Origin of the sequence: Mesorhizobium sp. M2A.F.Ca.ET.043.05.1.1 (assembly GCF_003952445.1) — a bacterium.
Taxonomy (GTDB): domain Bacteria; phylum Pseudomonadota; class Alphaproteobacteria; order Rhizobiales; family Rhizobiaceae; genus Mesorhizobium.
Genome location: NZ_CP034446.1, coordinates 4,726,867 through 4,744,966, shown reverse-complemented (window position 1 = coordinate 4,744,966; position 18,100 = coordinate 4,726,867). Strand labels below are relative to the sequence as shown.

Below are 18,100 nucleotides of genomic sequence, written 5' to 3'. Positions count from 1 at the left end.
GTTCGGGGCGTGACGGCGGATCTTCGGGAGACCTGTGGAGCATCCAAGCAATTGCTCTTTCGATAGACAATTGCGCGCCGGCGTATTCGCTGTAAGCTATGGCGCCCGTTTCAGCGTTCTTGCGGGCGGGGAGGCAGGACGTGAGTTTGCGACAGGAAACCGGCAGCACTAGGTTGGACGATGCCGCGCGCGCCGGCTGGCTTTATTATGTTGCCGGCAACACGCAGGATCAGATCGCCGCCAAGCTCGGCATTTCCAGGCAGACGGCGCAGCGGCTGGTATCGCTGGCCATGTCGGAGGGCCTGATCAAGGTGCGGGTCGATCACCCGATCGCCAACTGCCTCGACCTTGCCGCCCGGCTGAAATCGCGTTTCGCGCTCGATCTTGTCGAGGTGGTGCCGAGCGATCCGGCGTCGAACTCGACGACGATCGGCATCGCCGAGGCGGCCGCGGCCGAGATCGAGCGCCGGCTGCGCTCGGAAGCCCCCATCGTCATGGCGATCGGCACCGGGCGCACGCTGAAAGCGGCTATCGAGCAGCTGCCGCCGATGGACTGCCCGCAGCACAAGGTCGTGTCCTTGACCGGCAACATCTCGCCCGACGGCTCGGCCGCCTTCTACAACGTCATCTTCACCATGGCCGACCGCGTCAAGGCGCGGTCCTTCCCGATGCCGCTGCCGGTCATCGCCTCCTCGCCAGAAGAGCGCGAGATGCTGCTCAACCAGCCGATGATCCAGCCGACGCTGGCGCTGGCCGCGGAAGCCGACGTCACCTTCGTCGGCATCGGCGATCTCGGACCCAAGGCGCCGCTCTATGAAGACGGCTTCATCTCGGAGACCGAGTTGAAGGCGCTGCAGAAGGCCGGCGGCATTGCCGAGATCGTCGGCTGGGTGTTCGATCGCGAAGGCCGCATGATCGAGGGCATCACCAACGACCGCGTGTCGTCCGCCGCGCTGCCGTCGCGGGAAAAGTCGCTGGTCATCGCCTTGGCTATGGGCGAGCGCAAGCTGCCGGGCATCCTCGCCGCCGTCAATCGCCGGCTGGTCAACGGCCTCATCACCGACGAGCGGACGGCCGAAGCCTTGCTTGCCGGCTGATGGCCATAAAAGAAGCCGGCTATTGCGAGGGTCCGCGCGGATCATTGCCGTCGAGAAAACCCATGTCGCGCTGCAGATGCTCGGATAGTTCCCGGACATCGATATAGCCGCGCCTGCGGCCCGAAAACCTTGCAAATTCCCGTACCAGCGTGAAAAACCAGCCGCGTGCGGGAGTGGAAACGAGTTTTTCCTGTACCGTGACCATGATCGTCAGCCTTGAACTGGATTGATCGTTGATCCCAAATATCGGTCTGGCTGGTTCGTGCTTCCAATTAAACCTCGATCATGACCCATAAGGAGGCCTTATGCCCGATCTGACCCCTCCGCAGCTTGCGCCGCTGCCGCCGCTGCAGGCGATCCGGGTGTTCGAAGCGGTGGCAAGGCACCTGTCCTTCACCAAGGCGGCGCAGGAATTGGGCATGACCCAGGCGGCCGCGAGCTACCAGATCAAGCTGCTGGAGGAACGCATCGGCGCGCCGCTGTTCCTGCGCCGGCCGAAGCAGATCGAGTTGACCGGACCCGGCCAGCGCCTGGCGCCCGCCGTCAGCGAAGCCTTTTCCATTCTGGGTCAGGCCTATGCCGCGGCGCGCGGCGGCGCCGACGGGCTGCTTTGCGTCACCACCGTGCTGACCTTCGCCTCGAACTGGCTGGCCCAGCATCTGGGCTCATTCCAGATTGCCCATCCGGCCCTGGCCGTGCGGCTCGACACGTCGAGCCGCCTGACCGATTTCGCGCGCGAGGATGTCGACCTCGCCATCCGTTCCGGCGGCGGCAAATGGCCGGGCCTGGAGGCGCACAAGCTGCTCGACGCCGACTTCACGCCGATGCTGAGCCCCAAGCTCGCGGCGAGCATAGGCGGCGTCAAGGAGCCGGCGGACCTTTTGCGCTTGCCCATCCTCGACCCTGGCGACGTCTGGTGGACGCAATGGTTCGAGGCCGCCGGCGTGACCGGCCATGATCTCGCCAAGCGGCCGGGTTCCAGCATGGGCGCGCAGGCCTATGAGGCGAACGCGGCAATGGCCGGCCATGGCGTGGCGATCCTGACCAGGGCGCTGTTCAAGAACGAGCTCGCCGACGGTCGTCTGATCCAGCCTTTCGATCTCGTCGGCGATGACGGACACGCCTACTGGCTGGTCTATCCGACGGCGCGCCGCAACGTGCCGAAGATCCGCGCCTTCCGCGACTGGATCCTCGCTGAGATCGCCTGCGCGTAAGCCGGCTGCCTTCAGCTTTCGTCTCCATGCACCGGCCACGTCGCCGGACAGGGTCATGTGGCGTCATTTCTGCTGCGCTGCAGCATCGATTCCGCCTTGACATAAATCACTCCAAGTGAGTAATTGCTCAAAGCCAAGGCAAATGCTCATCTTGGTTTATGGGAGGAATTTGATGAAACTTCGCACGCTCACCCTGGGCCTGTTGTCGGCCAGCGCCCTCGCTTTCGCCGCGCATGCCGAATCCATCACCATCGCCACCGTCAACAATGGCGACATGGTCCGCATGCAGAAGCTGACGGACGACTTCACCAAGGCCAACCCCGACATCCAGCTCAACTGGGTCACGCTTGAAGAGAATGTGCTGCGCGAGCGCGTGACCACTGACATCGCAACCAAGGGCGGCCAGTACGACGTCATGACCATCGGCACCTACGAGGTTCCGATCTGGGCCAAGCAGAGCTGGCTGCTGCCGCTCGACAAGCTCGGCGACGACTATGACGTCAAGGACATCATCCCGGCCATCGCCGGCGGCCTGTCGGTCGACGGCAAGCTCTATGCCGCGCCCTTCTATGGCGAAAGCTCCTTCGTTATGTACCGCAAGGACCTGATGGAGAAGGCGGGTCTGAAGATGCCCGACGCGCCGACCTGGGAATTCATCAAGCAGGCCGCCGACAAGATGACCGACCGCGCCAATGGCGTGAACGGTGTCTGCCTGCGCGGCAAGGCCGGCTGGGGCGAGAACATGGCCTTCCTGACCGCCATGTCGAACTCCTTCGGCGCCCGCTGGTTCGACGAGAACTGGAAGCCGCAGTTCGATCAGCCCGAGTGGAAGAACACGCTGCAGTTCTATGTCGACCTGATGAAGGCCGACGGTCCGGAAGGCGCTTCGTCAAACGGCTTCAACGAGAACCTGGCGCTGTTCCAGCAGGGCAAGTGCGGCATGTGGATCGACGCCACCGTCGCGGCGTCCTTCGTCTCCGATCCGAAGGCCTCGCAGGTCGCCGACAAGGTCGGCTATGCGCTGGCGCCCGATAATGGTCTCGGCAAGCGCGGCAACTGGCTGTGGGCCTGGTCGCTGGCAATCCCCGCCGGCACCCAGAAGGCCGATGCCGCCGAGAAGTTCGTCTCCTGGGCAACCAGCAAGCACTATGCCGAGCTGGTCGCCTCGAAGGAAGGCTGGGCCAATGTTCCGCCTGGAACGCGCTCCTCGCTCTACGCCAATCCGGAGTACCAGAAGGCGGCGCCTTTCGCGAAGATGACGCTGGACTCCATCAACGCCGCCGATCCGACGCACCCGACCGTCAAGCCGGTGCCCTATGTCGGCGTGCAGTTCGTCGCCATTCCTGAATTCCAGGGTCTCGGCACCACCGTCGGCCAGCTCTTCTCGGCCGCCCTTGCTGGCCAGTCGAGCGTCGACGACGCCCTCAAGCAGGCCCAGGACGCAGCCACCGCGGCGATGACCGAAGGCGGCTACATCAAGTAAGGCTCCTCCCGGTGCCGAACGCCGGTCGCCCATCATGACCGGCAAGGGGCCGCCCGAAACCCAGTTCGGGCGGCCACCCTTCAAAACCGGGAAGATTCTGGGCGCAACTCTGAAAATCCGGCTGATTTTGGGAGGGTGACCGTCATGGCTACTCAGCAAACCCGTTCGCTTGCCCGCTTCATGATGGCGCCATCGGTGATCCTGCTGTTCGTCTGGATGATCGTGCCGCTGCTGTTCACGCTCTGGTTCTCGTTTCAGCAATACAATCCGCTGAACCCGATGCGTGACGGCTTCGTCGGCTTCTCCAACTACGCGCTGTTCTACTCCAACCCGGCCTTCCTCTATTCGATCCTCAACACGCTCACCATCGTCGTCAGCGTGCTGGTCATCACGGTGGTCGGCGGTATCCTTCTGGCGATGCTGCTCGACCAGCCGATCTGGGGCCAGGGCATCGTGCGCATCCTGGTCATCTCGCCGTTCTTCGTCATGCCGCCGGTCGCGGCACTTGTCTGGAAGAACATGATCATGCACCCGCAATACGGCGTCTTCGCTGATATCGCGCGCTTCTTCGGTGCCCAGCCGATCGACTGGTTCGGCCAGCATCCGCTGACCGCCGTCATCCTGATCGTCGCCTGGCAGTGGCTGCCCTTCGCCACGCTGATCCTGCTCACCTCTTTGCAGTCGCTCGACGGCGAGCAGAAGGAGGCGGCCGAGATGGACGGCGCCGGCTTCCTCAGCCGCTTCTGGTATCTGACGCTGCCGCACATGTCGCGCGCCATCACCGTCGTCATCCTGATCCAGACGATCTTCCTGCTCTCCATCTACGCCGAGATCCTGGTCACCACCAATGGCGGCCCGGGCTACGCCTCCACCAACCTGCCCTTCCTCGTCTACCAGAAGGCGCTCCTGGAGTTCAAAATCGGCCAGGCATCCGCCGGTGGCGTGATCGCCGTCATTCTCGCCAACATCGTTGCCTTCTTCGCCATGCGCGCCGTCGGCAAGAATCTGGACAAGTGAGGGAGGACCTGACATGGCCCGCGCAGTCACCACCCAGCACAAGACCATCGCCACGGCCGCGGCGTGGGTCGTCGCCCTGCTGATCTTCTTTCCGATCCTTTATACGATCATCACCTCATTCAAGTCGGAGCAGGAGGCGATCCAGGGCTTCAACCTGATCCCGTCCGGTACCTTCGAGAGCTATTCGGAGGTTCAGCAGCAGAGCGGCTACTTCAAGTTCTTCTTCAATTCGGTGCTGCTCTCGGTCGGCTCGACCATCCTCGCGCTCATCGTCGCCATCCCGGCGGCCTGGTCGATGGCGTTCTCGCCGACCAAGCGCACCAAGGACATCCTGATGTGGATGCTGTCCACCAAGATGATGCCGGCCGTCGCGGTGCTGTTCCCGATCTACCTGATCTTCCGCGACTCAGGGCTTCTCGACAGCCGCATCGGCCTCACCGTCATGCTGATGCTGATCAACCTGCCGATCGTGGTCTGGATGCTCTACACCTATTTCCGCGAGATTCCGGGCGAGATCCTGGAGGCGGCGCGCATGGACGGCGCCTCGCTGTGGAACGAGATCATCTATGTGCTGACGCCGATGGCCGTTCCCGGCATCGCCTCGACCATGCTCTTGAACATCATCCTCGCCTGGAACGAGGCGTTCTGGACCATCCGGCTCACCACCACCAACGCCGCGCCGCTGACGGCCTTCATCAGCTCCTTCTCCAGTCCTCAAGGGTTGTTCTGGGCAAAGCTCTCGGCGGCCTCGACATTGGCGATCGCGCCGATCCTGATCATGGGCTGGTTCAGCCAGAAGCAGCTGGTGCGCGGCCTGACCTTTGGCGCCGTGAAGTAGAACGCCCAAGCGGCGGACGACCAAGACCATCCCCGGGAGGAAACCATGGGAAACATCACGCTCAAGAACGTCTCCAAGTCCTTCGGGTCGACGACGATCATTCCGAACATCGACCTCAACATCGAGGACGGCGAGTTCGTGGTGTTCGTCGGCCCCTCGGGTTGCGGCAAGTCCACGCTGCTCAGGCTGATCGCCGGGCTGGAGGACACCAGTGGCGGCACGATCTCGATCGATGGCCGCGACGTCACCCGTGAGGCGCCGGCCAAGCGCAAGCTCGCCATGGTGTTCCAGTCCTACGCGCTCTATCCGCATATGACGGTCGCCAAGAACATCGCCTTCCCGCTGAAGATGGCCGGCGAGGACCAGGCGACGATCGACAAGAAGGTGAAGGACGCCGCGCGAGTCTTGAACCTCACCAATTATCTCGAGCGCCGCCCGGGTCAGCTCTCCGGCGGCCAGCGCCAGCGCGTCGCCATCGGCCGCGCCATCGTGCGCCAGCCCTCGGCCTTCCTGTTCGACGAGCCGCTGTCCAACCTCGACGCCGCGCTTCGCGGCACCATGCGGCTGGAGATCAGCGAGCTGCATCAGCAGCTGAAGACAACGATGATCTACGTCACCCACGACCAGGTCGAGGCCATGACCATGGCCGACAAGATCGTCGTGCTCAACGCCGGCAACATCGAGCAGGTCGGCTCGCCGATGGAGCTCTACAAGACGCCGAAGAACCTCTTCGTCGCCGGCTTCATCGGCTCGCCCAAGATGAACATGATCGAAGGCGCGCCGGCGGAGAAATACGGCGCCAAGACCATCGGCATCCGGCCCGAACATCTCAACATCTCGACCTCGTCCGGCGACTGGAAGGCGACGGTCGGCGTCGCCGAGCATCTCGGCTCCGACACCTTCCTGCATGTCCAGGCGGACGGCATCGGCACCATCAACGTCCGCGCCGACGGCGAGGTCGCGGTCAAGCATGGCGACACCGTCTACCTGACCCCCGACAAGACCAAGCTTCACCGCTTCGGCGCCGACGGCAAGGCGCTGGCCGCGTGAGGACGGGACAGTGAGGCTGAAAGGCAAATCGGCGCTGATCACCGGATCGGCGCGCGGCATCGGCAGGGCCTTCGCCGAAGCCTATGCGCGCGAAGGCGCGACGGTGGCGATTGCCGATATCGACCTCGACGCGGCGCAAGCGACGGCGAAAGCGATCGGCTCCGCCGCTTACGCGATCCGGCTCGACGTCACCGACCAGTCCTCGATCGAGGCGGCGGTGAAGGCGGTCGAGGCGAAGACCGGCGGGCTGGACGTGCTGATCAACAATGCCGCGATCTTCGACCTGGCGCCGATCGTCGAGATCACCAGGGCGAGCTACGACAAGCTGTTCGCGGTCAATGTCGCCGGTACGCTGTTCATGCTGCAGGCCGCCGCCCGCTCGATGATCGCGCGTGGCAAGGGCGGCAGGATCATCAACATGGCAAGCCAGGCAGGCCGGCGCGGCGAGCCGCTGGTCGCGGTCTATTGCGCCACCAAGGCCGCCGTCATCTCGATCACCCAATCGGCAGGGCTCGACCTAATCAAGCACCGCATCAACGTCAACGGCATCGCGCCAGGCGTCGTCGACAGCGACATGTGGGACCAGGTCGACGCGCTGTTCGCCAAATATGAGAACCGGCCGAAGGGCGAGAAGAAGCGCCTGGTCGGCGAATGCGTGCCTTACGGCCGCATGGGCAAGCCCGAGGACCTCGCCGGCATGGCCGTGTTCCTCGCCAGCGACGAGGCCGACTACATCGTCGCCCAGACCTACAATGTCGACGGCGGCCAATGGATGAGCTGATGGGATGAGTTGAGGGGGAAGGCGCTTCTCTCTTTTCCTCCGGAGAAGGCGTCGCGGGGCAGGTGAGGGGCAGCATGCTGGAATACCGGCTGTTGCCCCTCATCCTCGCTCCTCCCGAAGGAGGCATAAACCAGTCGGGCTGCAGATCGGCCAAAGGGCAAAATGAGATGACCGTGAAACTCTCCTCCTCGAACCTCGCCAGTCTGCCGGCCAAGGTCGCCGGTCCGAAATACGACCGCTCGGCCCTGAAGGCCGGCATCGTCCATTTCGGCGTCGGCAATTTCCACCGCTCGCACCAGGCGGTCTATCTCGACGACCTGTTCGCCACCGGCGAGGGCCATGACTGGGCGCTGATCGGCGCCGGCGTGTTCGAGGGCGAGAAGATCGGCCGCTCCAAGCTGCAGGAACAGGACTGGCTGACCACCGTCGTCGAGCAGGACCAGGGCCATATGAGCGCCCGCGTCACCGGCGCCATGATCGATTTCCTGACGCCTGGCGATGCGGCAGCGATTATCGAGCGGCTTGCCGATCCGGCGATCAAGGTCGTCTCGCTGACCATCACCGAAGGCGGCTATTTCATTGACCCGGCCTCCGGCAAGTTCAACCCGGCCCATCCCGACATCGTTGCGGACGCTCAAGCAGGCGCCGTGCCGAAAACCGTGTTCGGCATCATCCTTGCCGGCCTGCTGCGCCGGCGCGCCGACGGCATCGTGCCCTTCACCGTCATGTCCTGCGACAACATCCCCCATAACGGCCATGTCACCTCGGACGGCGTCATCGGCCTTGCCCGGCTGATCGACGAGGACCTGGCGACATGGGTGGAGGACAAGGTCGCCTTTCCGAACGGCATGGTCGATCGCATCACGCCGGCCACGACCGACCGCGAGCGCCGGATCCTCGCCGACGATTTCGGCCTGGAGGACAATTGGCCGGTGTTCTGCGAGCCGTTCAAGCAATGGGTGCTAGAGGACCATTTCACCGCCGGCCGTCCGGCGCTGGAGAAAGTCGGCGTGCAGTTCGTCAAGGATGTCTCGCCCTACGAGCTGATGAAGATTCGCATCCTCAATGGCGGCCACGCGACAATAGCCTATCCGGCCGGCCTGATGGACATCCATTTCGTTCACGAAGGCATGCAGGAGCCGCTGGTGCGCGCCTTCCTGTCCAAGCTCGAGCATGACGAGATCATCCCGACCGTGCCGCCGGTGCCCGACACCGATCTGGAGGACTATTACCAGCTCATCGAGCGCCGTTTCTCCAATCCCAAGATCGGCGACACCATTCGCCGGCTATGCCTCGACGGTTCCAACCGCCAGCCGAAATTCATCATCCCGACCATCGCCGACCGGCTGAAGGCGGGCGAAGGTGTCGCCGGCCTCGCGCTGGAATCGGCCTTGTGGTGCCGTTACTGCTTCGGCACCACCGACAGCGGAGCCGTCATCGAGCCCAACGACCCGAGCTGGGACCGCATGCAGGCCACCGCCAAGGCGGCGAAGGACGACCCCAAGACCTGGCTGGCGATGGAGGACATCTATGGCGATGTCGGCCGCTCGCCCGTCTTCGCCGAGGCCTTCGCCCATGCCCTGAAGGTGCTGTGGGCGAACGGCGCGCGCGAAACCCTGGCGCGCTATCTCGCCGGCAAGCTCTAGAGCGTGATCCCGAAAAGTGGGAACCGGTTTTCGGAAAAGATCACGCTCCAACAAAGAATTGGATCAGGGTGACGATTTCAACGAGACGTTATCCTGATCTAAACCAGCGGAAGCCTGCCCGATGACGCCTGAGCTGGTCATCTTCGACTGTGACGGCGTGCTGGTCGACAGCGAGGCGCTTTCGGTGTCGGCGCTGCTCGGCATGATCGAGCTCGCCGGCGGCACGGTGAGCGAGGACGCCGCCTACGAGCATTTCCTGGGCAAGAGCATGAAAAGCGTGCGCGAGATCCTCGGACAAGAGTTCGGGCTGGAGATCAGCGACCAGCATCTCACCGCCATGCGCGTCGACCTGATGCGCAAGTTCCGCGAGGAATTGAAGCCGATCCCGGGCATCAAGGAGGTGCTGCCGAAGCTCGGCCTGCCTTGCTGCGTCGCCTCGTCCGGCACGCTGGAACGCATCCGCTACGCGCTCGACGTCACCGGCCTGCTGCCGCTGCTGGAGCCGCATATCTTCAGCGCCACCATGGTCAAGCGCGGCAAGCCGGCGCCCGACCTTTTCCTCCACGCCGCTGCCTCCATGCGGGCGCATCCACGCAATTGCCTGGTCGTCGAGGACAGTCCGGCAGGTGTTGCCGCGGCGCGCGCGGCGGGCATGCGCGTCCTTGCCTTCACCGGCGGCTCGCATGCCGGAAATCCCGGCTTGAAAGCCCGGCTTGCGTCGACCGAACCGGACTCTATATTCGCTGACATGCTGCAATTGCCCGATCTGATTGCAGGCCTGGGAGCGAGAGTAAAAGCATCTTGACGAAGAGTTTCGTTTGCGCGGTCGATGTCGGCACCGGGAGCGCTCGCGCGGGCATTCTCGACGCGCGCGGCAACCTGCTTGCCCGTGCCGATCATCCGATCGCCATGCACCAGCCCAAGCCCGATCATGCCGAGCACGATTCGGAGGACATCTGGTCGGCGGTGTGCAAATCGGTGCGGGCTGCCCTCGAAAAGTCTGGCGTTGCCGCCGGCGATATCGCCGGCATCTCCTTCGACGCCACCTGCTCGCTGGTCGCGCGCGACAGGCAAGGCGGCCAGATCAGCGTCTCGGTCACCGGCGAGAAGCGCTGGGACACAGTCGTCTGGCTCGATCACCGCGCCATCGCCGAGGCCGATGAATGCACGGAAAGCGGCCATGCCGTGCTCGATTATATCGGTGGCGTGATGTCGCCGGAGATGGCGACGCCGAAGCTGATGTGGCTGAAGCGCCATCTGCCGAAGACATGGAATGAAGCCGGCTATCTGTTCGACCTCGCCGATTTCCTGACCTGGAAGGCATCAGGCTCGCTCGCCCGCTCGCAATGCACGTTGACGGCCAAATGGACCTATCTCGCGCATGAGGAAGAAAGCTGGCGGCGCGATTTCTTCGAGCTCGTCGGTCTCGGCGATCTGTTCGAGCACGGCAATCTGCCCGAAAAGGCGAGCCCGGTCGGCTCCGATATCGGTCCGCTGACGGCCAAGGCCGCCGCCGAGCTCGGCCTGACTGACCAGTGCCGGGTCGGCGCCGGCGTCATCGATGCCTATGCCGGCGCGCTGGGTGTCCTGGGCGGCTTTGCCGGCGACGAGAAGAACATCAGCCGGCACCTGGCGCTGATCGCCGGCACATCGTCCTGCGTCATGGCGATGTCGCATGACCCGCAGCCTTTCGCTGGCGTCTGGGGCCCCTATTTCGGCGCGGCCTTGCCGACGCTGTGGCTGTCGGAAGGCGGCCAATCGGCCACCGGCGCCCTGCTCGACCACATCATCCGCTGGCATGGCGCGGGCGGCGAGCCGGACGCTGCCATGCACATGAAGATCGCCAGGCGCGTCGCCGAATTGCGCGCCGAGGAGGGCGATGCGCTGGCGGCCAGGCTACATGTGCTGCCGGACTTCCACGGCAACCGTTCGCCGCTCGCCGACCCGCACGCCGTCGGCGTCATCAGCGGCCTGACGCTCGATTCTTCCTTCGACAGCCTGTGCAAGCTCTATTGGCGCACAGCCGTCGGCATCGCGCTCGGCGTGCGCCATGTGCTTGAGGCGCTGAACGAGAACGGCTATCTGATCGACACGCTGCATGTCACCGGCGGTCACACCAAGAACCCGCTCTTGATGGAGCTCTACGCCGACGCCACTGGCTGCACCGTGGTCGAGCCGCTGGCCGACGAGGCGGTGCTGCTCGGCACCGGCATGGTGGCGGCGACCGCCGCCGGGCTCTACCCCGACCTCAACGCGGCTTGCGTCGCCATGCAGCAGGGCGGCAAGACGCGCGCGCCCAACAAGGAAGCCGGCGCCCGCTTCGACCGCGACTACCGCATCTTCCTCGAAATGCACCGCCAGCGGCAGATGCTCGACGCGATCAGCTAAACCTGTTTGCTGCGCAGCGACTTGCCGGTCTCCGCGTCGAACAGATGGATGCTTTCTTCATCGAAGCTGTAGCGAACCGGCGCGCGCAACTCCGGGCATTCGCGGGCCGGCACCAGCGCGCTGATCTCTTTGCCGCCCGAGCCGAACGTCACCAGCGCGTCATTGCCATGGAATTCGAGGAGGTCGGCGGTGCCTTGCAGGATGTTGCCTGCGCCTCCGTTTGCCGTCTTGAGATCCGGAGGCCGAATGCCGAGCACGACCCGATCGCCGTGCCGCAGGTCGAAAGCGCTGCCTTCAAGCGAGAGCACCGTCCCCGCGCCGGTCAGCGTCCAGCCATCGCCCTTGCGGCCGACCGTCGCCTCGATGAAATTCATGTTCGGCGTGCCGATGAAGCCGGCCACGAACTGATTGTCGGGGCGGCGATAGATCTCCGCCGGCGAGCCGATCTGCTCGATCACGCCGTCCTTCAGAAGCACGATGCGGTCGGCAAGCGTCATCGCCTCGAGTTGGTCGTGCGTGACATAGACGGTGGTGGTCTTCAGCGACTGGTGCAATCTCGCGATCTCGACCCGCATATGGTTGCGCAGCTTGGCGTCGAGATTGGAGAGCGGCTCGTCGAACAGGAACACTTTCGGCGTCTTGATCATGGCGCGCGCGATCGCCACGCGCTGCTGCTGGCCGCCGGAAAGCTCGGTCGGCTTTCGGCCGAGATAGGGCTCCAGCCCAAGCGTCTTCGAGACCGCCTCGACCCGCTTCTTGATCTCGGCCGCCGGCACCTTCTGGCGCTTCAGCCCGAAGGCGATGTTGTCGAAGATCGTCATATGCGGATAGAGCGCATAATTCTGGAAGACCATGGCGATGCCGCGGTCGCCCGGCTCGAGATCGTTGACCACCTTGCCGCCGATCGACACCTCGCCGCCGCTGATGTCTTCCAGCCCCGCCAGCATCCTGAGAAGCGTGGACTTGCCGCAGCCGGAAGGCCCCAGGAACACGACGAACTCATGCTCCTCGATCGCGAGGTTGAGATCGCGGATGACGGTCGTGGCGCCATAGGCCTTGTCGACATGGGAGCAAACGATGGCGGACATGCCTTATCCCTTCTCGCCGGTCAGCAGGATCTGCAGCTTGACGTCCTGCGGCCTGCCTTGCGCGGCGCGCTCGAACGCCTTGATGCTTTCGGAGAAATCATAGGTGCCGGTGATCAGCGGCTTGAGGTCGACCTTGCCGGAGGCGATCAACTGCAAGGCGCGGTCGAAGATGTTGGCATAGCGGAACACGGTCTCGATGCGCACTTCCCTGGAGATCGCCGCCGGCACGTTGAGCTCGACCGTCTCCACCGGCAGCCCGACCAGCACCACCGCGCCGCCCGGCCGCACGATGTCGAACAGGTTGGCGAAGGCCTTCGGGCTGCCGCTCGCCTCGAACACGATATCGGCGCCCCAATTGTCGGTCGCGCTCCGCACCGCGTCGACCAGCGACTGCTCGCCGACATTGACCGGCACGATGCCCGGATACTGGCCGGCGATCTCCAGCTTCGGCGCGGAGAAGTCCGAGATCAGCACCTTGGAACAGCCGCCCGCCAGCGCGGCGAGCGCGATCATGATGCCGATCGGGCCGCAGCCGACGACGACGGCGACGTCGCCCGGCACGATGCGGGCGCGCGCCGCCGCCTGCATGCCGATGGCGAAGGGTTCCACCATCGCGCCCTCGGCGAAGGAGACATTGTCCGGCAGTTTGTAGGTAAAGGCCGCCGGATGGACGGCGTAGGGCGCCAGCACCCCGTGCACCGGCGGCGTCGCCCAGAAGCGGACGTTCGGGTCGACATTGTAGATGCCGAGCTTCGTCGCGCGCGATGAAAGATTCGGCACGCCCGGCTCCATGCAGACGCGGTCGCCGACCTTCAGGCTCGTGACATTGGCGCCGACCTCGACGATCGTTCCCGAGGCCTCGTGGCCGAGCACCATGGGCTGGCGCACGATGTAGCTGCCGATGGCGCCATGCGTGTAATAATGCACGTCGCTGCCGCAGACGCCGACCGTGTGGATGGCGATCCGAACATCGTCCGGTCCGACGTCTTGCGGCAGCGCGATCTCGCGCAGCGACAGTTCGCCTTTTTTCTCAAGCACCAGTGCCCGCATCGGGTATCCTCACTTCAACTTTTCTTTTGCCGGAAAACGGAATTCAGGAAGCCGCTGAGCACGCCCAGGAAGAGCAGCGGCGGCAGCGACAGAAGCACCACCGAGGCATTGAGGATGCCCCAGGGCACGTTCATGCCTTGCTGGGAGAGCTCCGAAGCCACGATCGGCAGCGTCTTGGCGTTGGAGCTCGACAGCATCAGCGCGATCAGGAACTCGTTCCAGACCAGCACGAAGCTGAAGGCGATGGCGCCGATCAGCGAGCGCGCCGCGACCGGAAGCGCGATCCGCCAGAACACCGAATAGGCGCCGTAGCCGTCGACGAAGGCCGCCTCCTCGATCTCCTTCGGCACGCCCTGGAAAGCGGGGATGGCGAGCCACATGATGACGGAGATGGTGAGCAGCGAGTAGGTGACGATCAGCGCGGGAAGCGTGTCGTAGAGGCCGACCTGCAGCCAGGTCACCATCAGCGGGATGGCGACGGCCACCGGCGGCAGGAAGCGCAGCGAAAGCACGAAGAACTGGATGTCGCCGGCGAAGCGGTTGGGATAGCGCGCCACCGCATAGGCCGCCGGCAGTCCGAGCACGATGCCGATCAGCACCGCCGCGCCGCAGGCGACCGCGGAGTTGTAGAGCCCGGTCAGCACGCTGTCACGGCCAAGGATATAGCTGATATTGGCGAGCGTCGGCGTGAAGACCACCTTCGGCACGCGCGTGATGATGTCGACATTGTTCTTCAGCGCATTGAGCGCCGTCCAGAGAAGCGGGAACACGGCGAGGAACCCGGCCAGCGCCAGGATGGTTTTCGCGATCAGGCGGCCTGGTCTCATCCGATACTGCTTCATGCCTGCACCCGCTTCCACAGCATGGTGAAGGTGATGACGGTCGCGATCATCATCAGCACCGCCATGGCCGAAGCGTAGGAGACCTTGCCGGACTCGATGAAGCCCTGCGAGAACGCATACATGTCGAGCGTTTCGGTCGCCACGCCCGGTCCGCCGCGCGTCATCACATAGATCAGGTCGAAGGAGCGCAGCGATTCGATCATCTTGACGAACATCAGGCTGATCAGCGGCGCCTTTAGCATTGGTAGCGTCACATAGGCATGGATCTGCCAGCGCTTGGCGTGGTCGAGCCTGGCCGCCTCGATCGGCTGCGGCGGCAAGGTTTCGAGCAGCTTCAGCACGATGACGGCGAAGAACAGCCCCCATTGCCACACGTCCACCGAAGCGACGGCGAAGAGCGCTGAGCCGGGCTTGGACAGCGGATCGAAGATCAACCCGCCGGTGATCAGTCGGTAGGGATAGGTGGCGATGCCGTAGAGCGGGTGATAGGCGAACTTCCAGACGAAGGCGGCCGAGACGCGCGGCAAAAGCACCGGGATGATGAACAGCAGGCAGTAGAAATTGCGCAGCTGTGGCGAGGCGACCTCGAACATCAGCACGCCGAGCCCGATCGCCACCACCATGGTCGCGACGACGGTGACGATCTCCCATTTCACCGACACCCAGACGGCGTTGAGGAAACGGCGGTCGCTGAAGAGATCGGCGAAGTTCGAGAACCACACCCAGGAATAGCCCGGCGCGCTCAGCTCGCGATTCTGCAGCGCGATCACGATGGCGTAGAGCGTCGGCACCATCGACAGCACCAGCAGGATAGCGAGGGTGGGAACCAGAAATGTGACCGGCAGGGAAGAGCGTCGGCGCATTGCCTATCCTCGGGAGGTAACGTGGTCGCTGATATGAAACCCGCGGCGCGGATCCCGGCATTCCTTCGAATGCCGCGAACCGCGCGCCGCGGGCGGGAGGATTACTTCTTCTTCACCAGGTCGTTGGCATAGGCCTCGAGCTCGTTGAGGCCGCCCTTGATGTCGGTGCGCGTGCCGGTGACCAGTTCTTCCAGGATGATGCCCCAGCGGTCGCCGAGATCCGGCCAGCGCGGATCCTGCCAGAAGTTCACCGCCGTCACCTTGCCGGTTTCGGCCAGCGCCTGGCCGAGATCGGCGCCGTAGATGTCGGCGAACTCCTTGCTGGAAAGCACGCTGGTGCGGTTCAACTCGCCGAACTGATGCGCATCGAGCCGGCGCTTCTCGTTCTCCTTCGACGTCGCCCAGGCGATGAACAGCCCGGCGCATTTCTTCGCCGCGTCGTCCGCATTGGCCTTGGTGCCGATGGCGAGCCCATGGCCGTAGCCGCCGCCGGGCAGCGGCGAGGGCGGCGGCAGGAAGCCGACCTTGCCGACCACCTGCGAGGTCTTCGGGTCGACCGCCATGCCCGACAGCGGCGTCGATTCGACGAGGATGGCGACCTGGCCGGAGAGGAATGCGCCGGTCGATTCATCCCAGCTGCCGGTCTGCGTGCCGGGCGCCGAGTCCTTGAACAGCTTCAGATAGGTCTCCGTCGCCTTCACGGCCGCGTCCGAATTGAAAGCCGGCTTGTCGCCGTCGAACCACTTGCCGCCATAGGCCTTGAAGAACGGCATCCAGCGCCAGACATTGGCGCCCGAGCCGCGCGCGCCGCGCAGCGCGATGCCGTAAATGCCCTTGTCGGCATTGGTCAGCTTAGGGACGTCGGCGATCAGTTCGTCCAGCGTCTTCGGCGGCTGGATGCCGGCGGCCTCCAGCACGTCCTTGCGGTAGACCATCAAGTCGCCGCCGCCGGTCAGCGGCGCGAACCAGACCTTGCCGTCATAGGTGGCGACCTTCTGGCGGCCCGGATCGAAATCGGCATAGTCGTAGTCAGCCGGGTAATAATCGGTCAGCGGCGCGATCCAGCCTGAAGAGGCGAACAGCGCCACATTGGCCTCGTCGACATAGTAGACGTTGTAATTGCCGACGGTGGAAGCATCGGCGCGCGACTTGGCGCGGCGGTCGTTCTCGTTGAGATAGTCGATCTGGAACGAAGCGCCGGAGAGTTTCTTGAACTCGTCCTTCGAGTCCTCCAGAAGCGTCAGCCCGTCGCGCGGCTGCGCCAGCACCTTGACCGGGGCCGAGCAGACCGGCGCCTGGGCAAGTGCTGCGGTTGACACGGAAGCGGTAAGCACGAACGCTGCGCCGAGGCTGGCAGCGAGCCGATATGATTTCATTGATTTTCTCCTCCAGGAACAGTCGCGAAGCGGCAGATCCTTGGCCAAGCGACCCTGACCGTCGCCCGTCTGACCTGCCACCCGTCGCCAAAATGAGCAGTTGGAAGAGGCGAGACTAGAAGCCCCCTTGCAGCAGACCTGTACTTTTATGCATTGTGCAGCGCAAAAAACGGCGCAGGCAGAGTCTGCCCGTCACACGAGTATCAGTGCAATCGGAAGTGGGCGGATATCGGCTGTGTCACACCCTTAGCGTCAGCCGCTGCCGCGACAGCTTGCGGTAGGATGACGGCGTCATCTTGTGCTTGCGCAGGAAGGCGCGGTTGAAGTTCGAGATGTTCATATAGCCGACCTGGAAACAGATGTCGGTGATCGGGATCTCGGTATCGGCGAGCAGCTTGCAGGCCTGCCAGAGCCTCAGCTTGGCGACATGGTCGCTGAAGGAGTTGCCGGTGTTCTTCTGGAAGAAGCGGGAAAAACTGCTTTCGCTCATGCCGGCCAAGGCGGCCACGTCCGGCAGCTTCAGATCCTCGGCGAAATGCTGAAACAGATACGTGAGCGATCGCTGGATGATGTCGAGCGACTCCGCATCGAGAAGCGGGGAGAAATCCGGCGACGACAACAGTGCGTATTCGTCGGTGGTGGCCAGAAGGCCGAGCAGCTCGAGGAACATGCGGAACCTTGCCAGCCCGTGCACCTCGCCCATTCTTTCCATAAGCTCGGCGCCGTCGAGCGCCGTCTGGCCGTGGAAGACCATGCCGCGCAGCGAGCGTTCCAGGAACGGCTCCAGCTCGCGCAGCTCCGGCAGCAGCCCCGAGGAGCCACGCAGCCGTTCGGCATCGAATTGCAGCACGATATCGCGGCCCTCGATCAGCTCGCCCGGCTGCACCGCCGTCACCCAGTCATGCGGCAGCCCGCCGCCGACGATGGTCAGATAGCCCGGCCCGAACTCGCCGATATGGTCGCCGACGAGCACCACGCCCGACGATTTCCGCAGAAGATGGATCTCGTATTCCGGATGGAAATTCCAGACATTGCGCTCCCACGGATAATCGTCCAGCCGCCACAGGAAACTCTCGCTCGCCTCCGTGACGATGTGCTCGAAGGCGGGCGCCGTGCGCGGAATCGCGGCCGTGTTCTTTCTGCGCCTGAACGGCATCCATTCCTCCCGGCATGGCGCGCCGGCTGCGCATGCCCGGGGGCATCCGTAGCAGCCTGCGGCCGGCAAATGAAGGAGGCGGGGGGGAATCGCAGCTCCGCCTGGATCAATCGCTAAGCCGGCCTCCTCCCTTGCCAACATGTCGCGTTTCGTTCACAAGGCGACGCAAATGGCGCCATTTTGCGCCATTGTGTACGGCTTCCGGCCCTTT

Annotated in this window: 17 protein-coding genes; 10 read left to right on the top strand and 7 right to left on the bottom strand. The window is 64.2% G+C overall.

Going from position 1 to position 18,100, the window contains the following annotated elements:
• The first annotated feature begins 140 nt into the window (after positions 1-140).
• Positions 141-1,097 (top strand): sugar-binding transcriptional regulator, encoded by a 957-nt coding sequence (locus EJ069_RS22860; RefSeq protein ID WP_126063237.1) that lies wholly within the window; start codon positions 141-143, stop codon positions 1,095-1,097.
• A 19-nt stretch (positions 1,098-1,116) separates the two neighbouring features.
• Here EJ069_RS22860 and EJ069_RS22855 read toward each other — a convergent pair whose 3' ends face one another.
• Positions 1,117-1,302, bottom strand: coding sequence for a hypothetical protein (locus EJ069_RS22855; protein WP_040986994.1), 186 nt, complete (start codon positions 1,300-1,302; stop codon positions 1,117-1,119).
• 100 nt (positions 1,303-1,402) lie between these two features.
• On the opposite strand from EJ069_RS22855, the gene EJ069_RS22850 reads away from it, so the two are divergent.
• From EJ069_RS22850 to EJ069_RS22810, 9 genes are all read left to right on the top strand, one after another.
• Entirely contained in the window at positions 1,403-2,311 is a 909-nt protein-coding gene (locus EJ069_RS22850; protein WP_126063236.1) for a LysR substrate-binding domain-containing protein, read from the top strand.
• 172 nt (positions 2,312-2,483) lie between these two features.
• On the top strand, positions 2,484-3,794 hold the full coding sequence (locus EJ069_RS22845; protein ID WP_042637462.1) for a sugar ABC transporter substrate-binding protein: 1,311 nt from the start codon (positions 2,484-2,486) through the stop codon (positions 3,792-3,794).
• A 144-nt stretch (positions 3,795-3,938) separates the two neighbouring features.
• Complete coding sequence (locus EJ069_RS22840; protein ID WP_042637461.1) at positions 3,939-4,811, top strand: sugar ABC transporter permease; 873 nt, start codon at positions 3,939-3,941, stop codon at positions 4,809-4,811.
• A 13-nt stretch (positions 4,812-4,824) separates the two neighbouring features.
• Positions 4,825-5,649, top strand: coding sequence for a carbohydrate ABC transporter permease (locus EJ069_RS22835; protein ID WP_042637460.1), 825 nt, complete (start codon positions 4,825-4,827; stop codon positions 5,647-5,649).
• Between the two features lie 45 nt (positions 5,650-5,694).
• On the top strand, positions 5,695-6,699 hold the full coding sequence (locus tag EJ069_RS22830; RefSeq protein WP_126063235.1) for an ABC transporter ATP-binding protein: 1,005 nt from the start codon (positions 5,695-5,697) through the stop codon (positions 6,697-6,699).
• A 10-nt stretch (positions 6,700-6,709) separates the two neighbouring features.
• Positions 6,710-7,480 (top strand): L-iditol 2-dehydrogenase, encoded by a 771-nt coding sequence (locus EJ069_RS22825; protein ID WP_126063234.1) that lies wholly within the window; start codon positions 6,710-6,712, stop codon positions 7,478-7,480.
• A gap of 167 nt (positions 7,481-7,647) precedes the next feature.
• Entirely contained in the window at positions 7,648-9,126 is a 1,479-nt protein-coding gene (locus EJ069_RS22820; protein WP_126063233.1) for a mannitol dehydrogenase family protein, read from the top strand.
• Positions 9,127-9,247: 121 nt separating this feature from the next.
• Positions 9,248-9,931 carry an HAD family hydrolase gene (locus tag EJ069_RS22815; RefSeq protein WP_126063232.1) on the top strand — a complete coding sequence of 228 codons (684 nt, stop codon included), beginning with the start codon at positions 9,248-9,250 and terminating at the stop codon, positions 9,929-9,931.
• Positions 9,928-11,514: an FGGY-family carbohydrate kinase gene (locus tag EJ069_RS22810; protein ID WP_126063231.1), complete on the top strand. Its 1,587-nt coding sequence runs from the start codon at positions 9,928-9,930 to the stop codon at positions 11,512-11,514. The genes EJ069_RS22815 and EJ069_RS22810 overlap by 4 nt, the downstream gene beginning before the upstream one ends.
• Here the strand turns inward: EJ069_RS22810 and ugpC are convergent.
• The 6 genes from ugpC to EJ069_RS22780 form a co-directional block, all read right to left on the bottom strand.
• Complete coding sequence (gene ugpC, locus EJ069_RS22805) at positions 11,511-12,602, bottom strand: sn-glycerol-3-phosphate ABC transporter ATP-binding protein UgpC (RefSeq protein WP_126063230.1); 1,092 nt, start codon at positions 12,600-12,602, stop codon at positions 11,511-11,513. The genes EJ069_RS22810 and ugpC overlap by 4 nt on opposite strands.
• A gap of 3 nt (positions 12,603-12,605) precedes the next feature.
• Positions 12,606-13,652 (bottom strand): NAD(P)-dependent alcohol dehydrogenase, encoded by a 1,047-nt coding sequence (locus EJ069_RS22800; protein WP_126063229.1) that lies wholly within the window; start codon positions 13,650-13,652, stop codon positions 12,606-12,608.
• A gap of 14 nt (positions 13,653-13,666) precedes the next feature.
• Positions 13,667-14,479: a carbohydrate ABC transporter permease gene (locus tag EJ069_RS22795; protein ID WP_126064844.1), complete on the bottom strand. Its 813-nt coding sequence runs from the start codon at positions 14,477-14,479 to the stop codon at positions 13,667-13,669.
• 11 nt (positions 14,480-14,490) lie between these two features.
• The gene (locus EJ069_RS22790; protein WP_126063228.1) at positions 14,491-15,357 is read right to left on the bottom strand and encodes a sugar ABC transporter permease; all 867 of its coding nucleotides are present in this window, start codon (positions 15,355-15,357) and stop codon (positions 14,491-14,493) included.
• Positions 15,358-15,458: 101 nt separating this feature from the next.
• Complete coding sequence (locus EJ069_RS22785; protein WP_126063227.1) at positions 15,459-16,733, bottom strand: extracellular solute-binding protein; 1,275 nt, start codon at positions 16,731-16,733, stop codon at positions 15,459-15,461.
• 238 nt (positions 16,734-16,971) lie between these two features.
• Positions 16,972-17,889: an AraC family transcriptional regulator gene (locus tag EJ069_RS22780; protein WP_126063226.1), complete on the bottom strand. Its 918-nt coding sequence runs from the start codon at positions 17,887-17,889 to the stop codon at positions 16,972-16,974.
• Between the last annotated feature and the right edge of the window lie 211 nt (positions 17,890-18,100).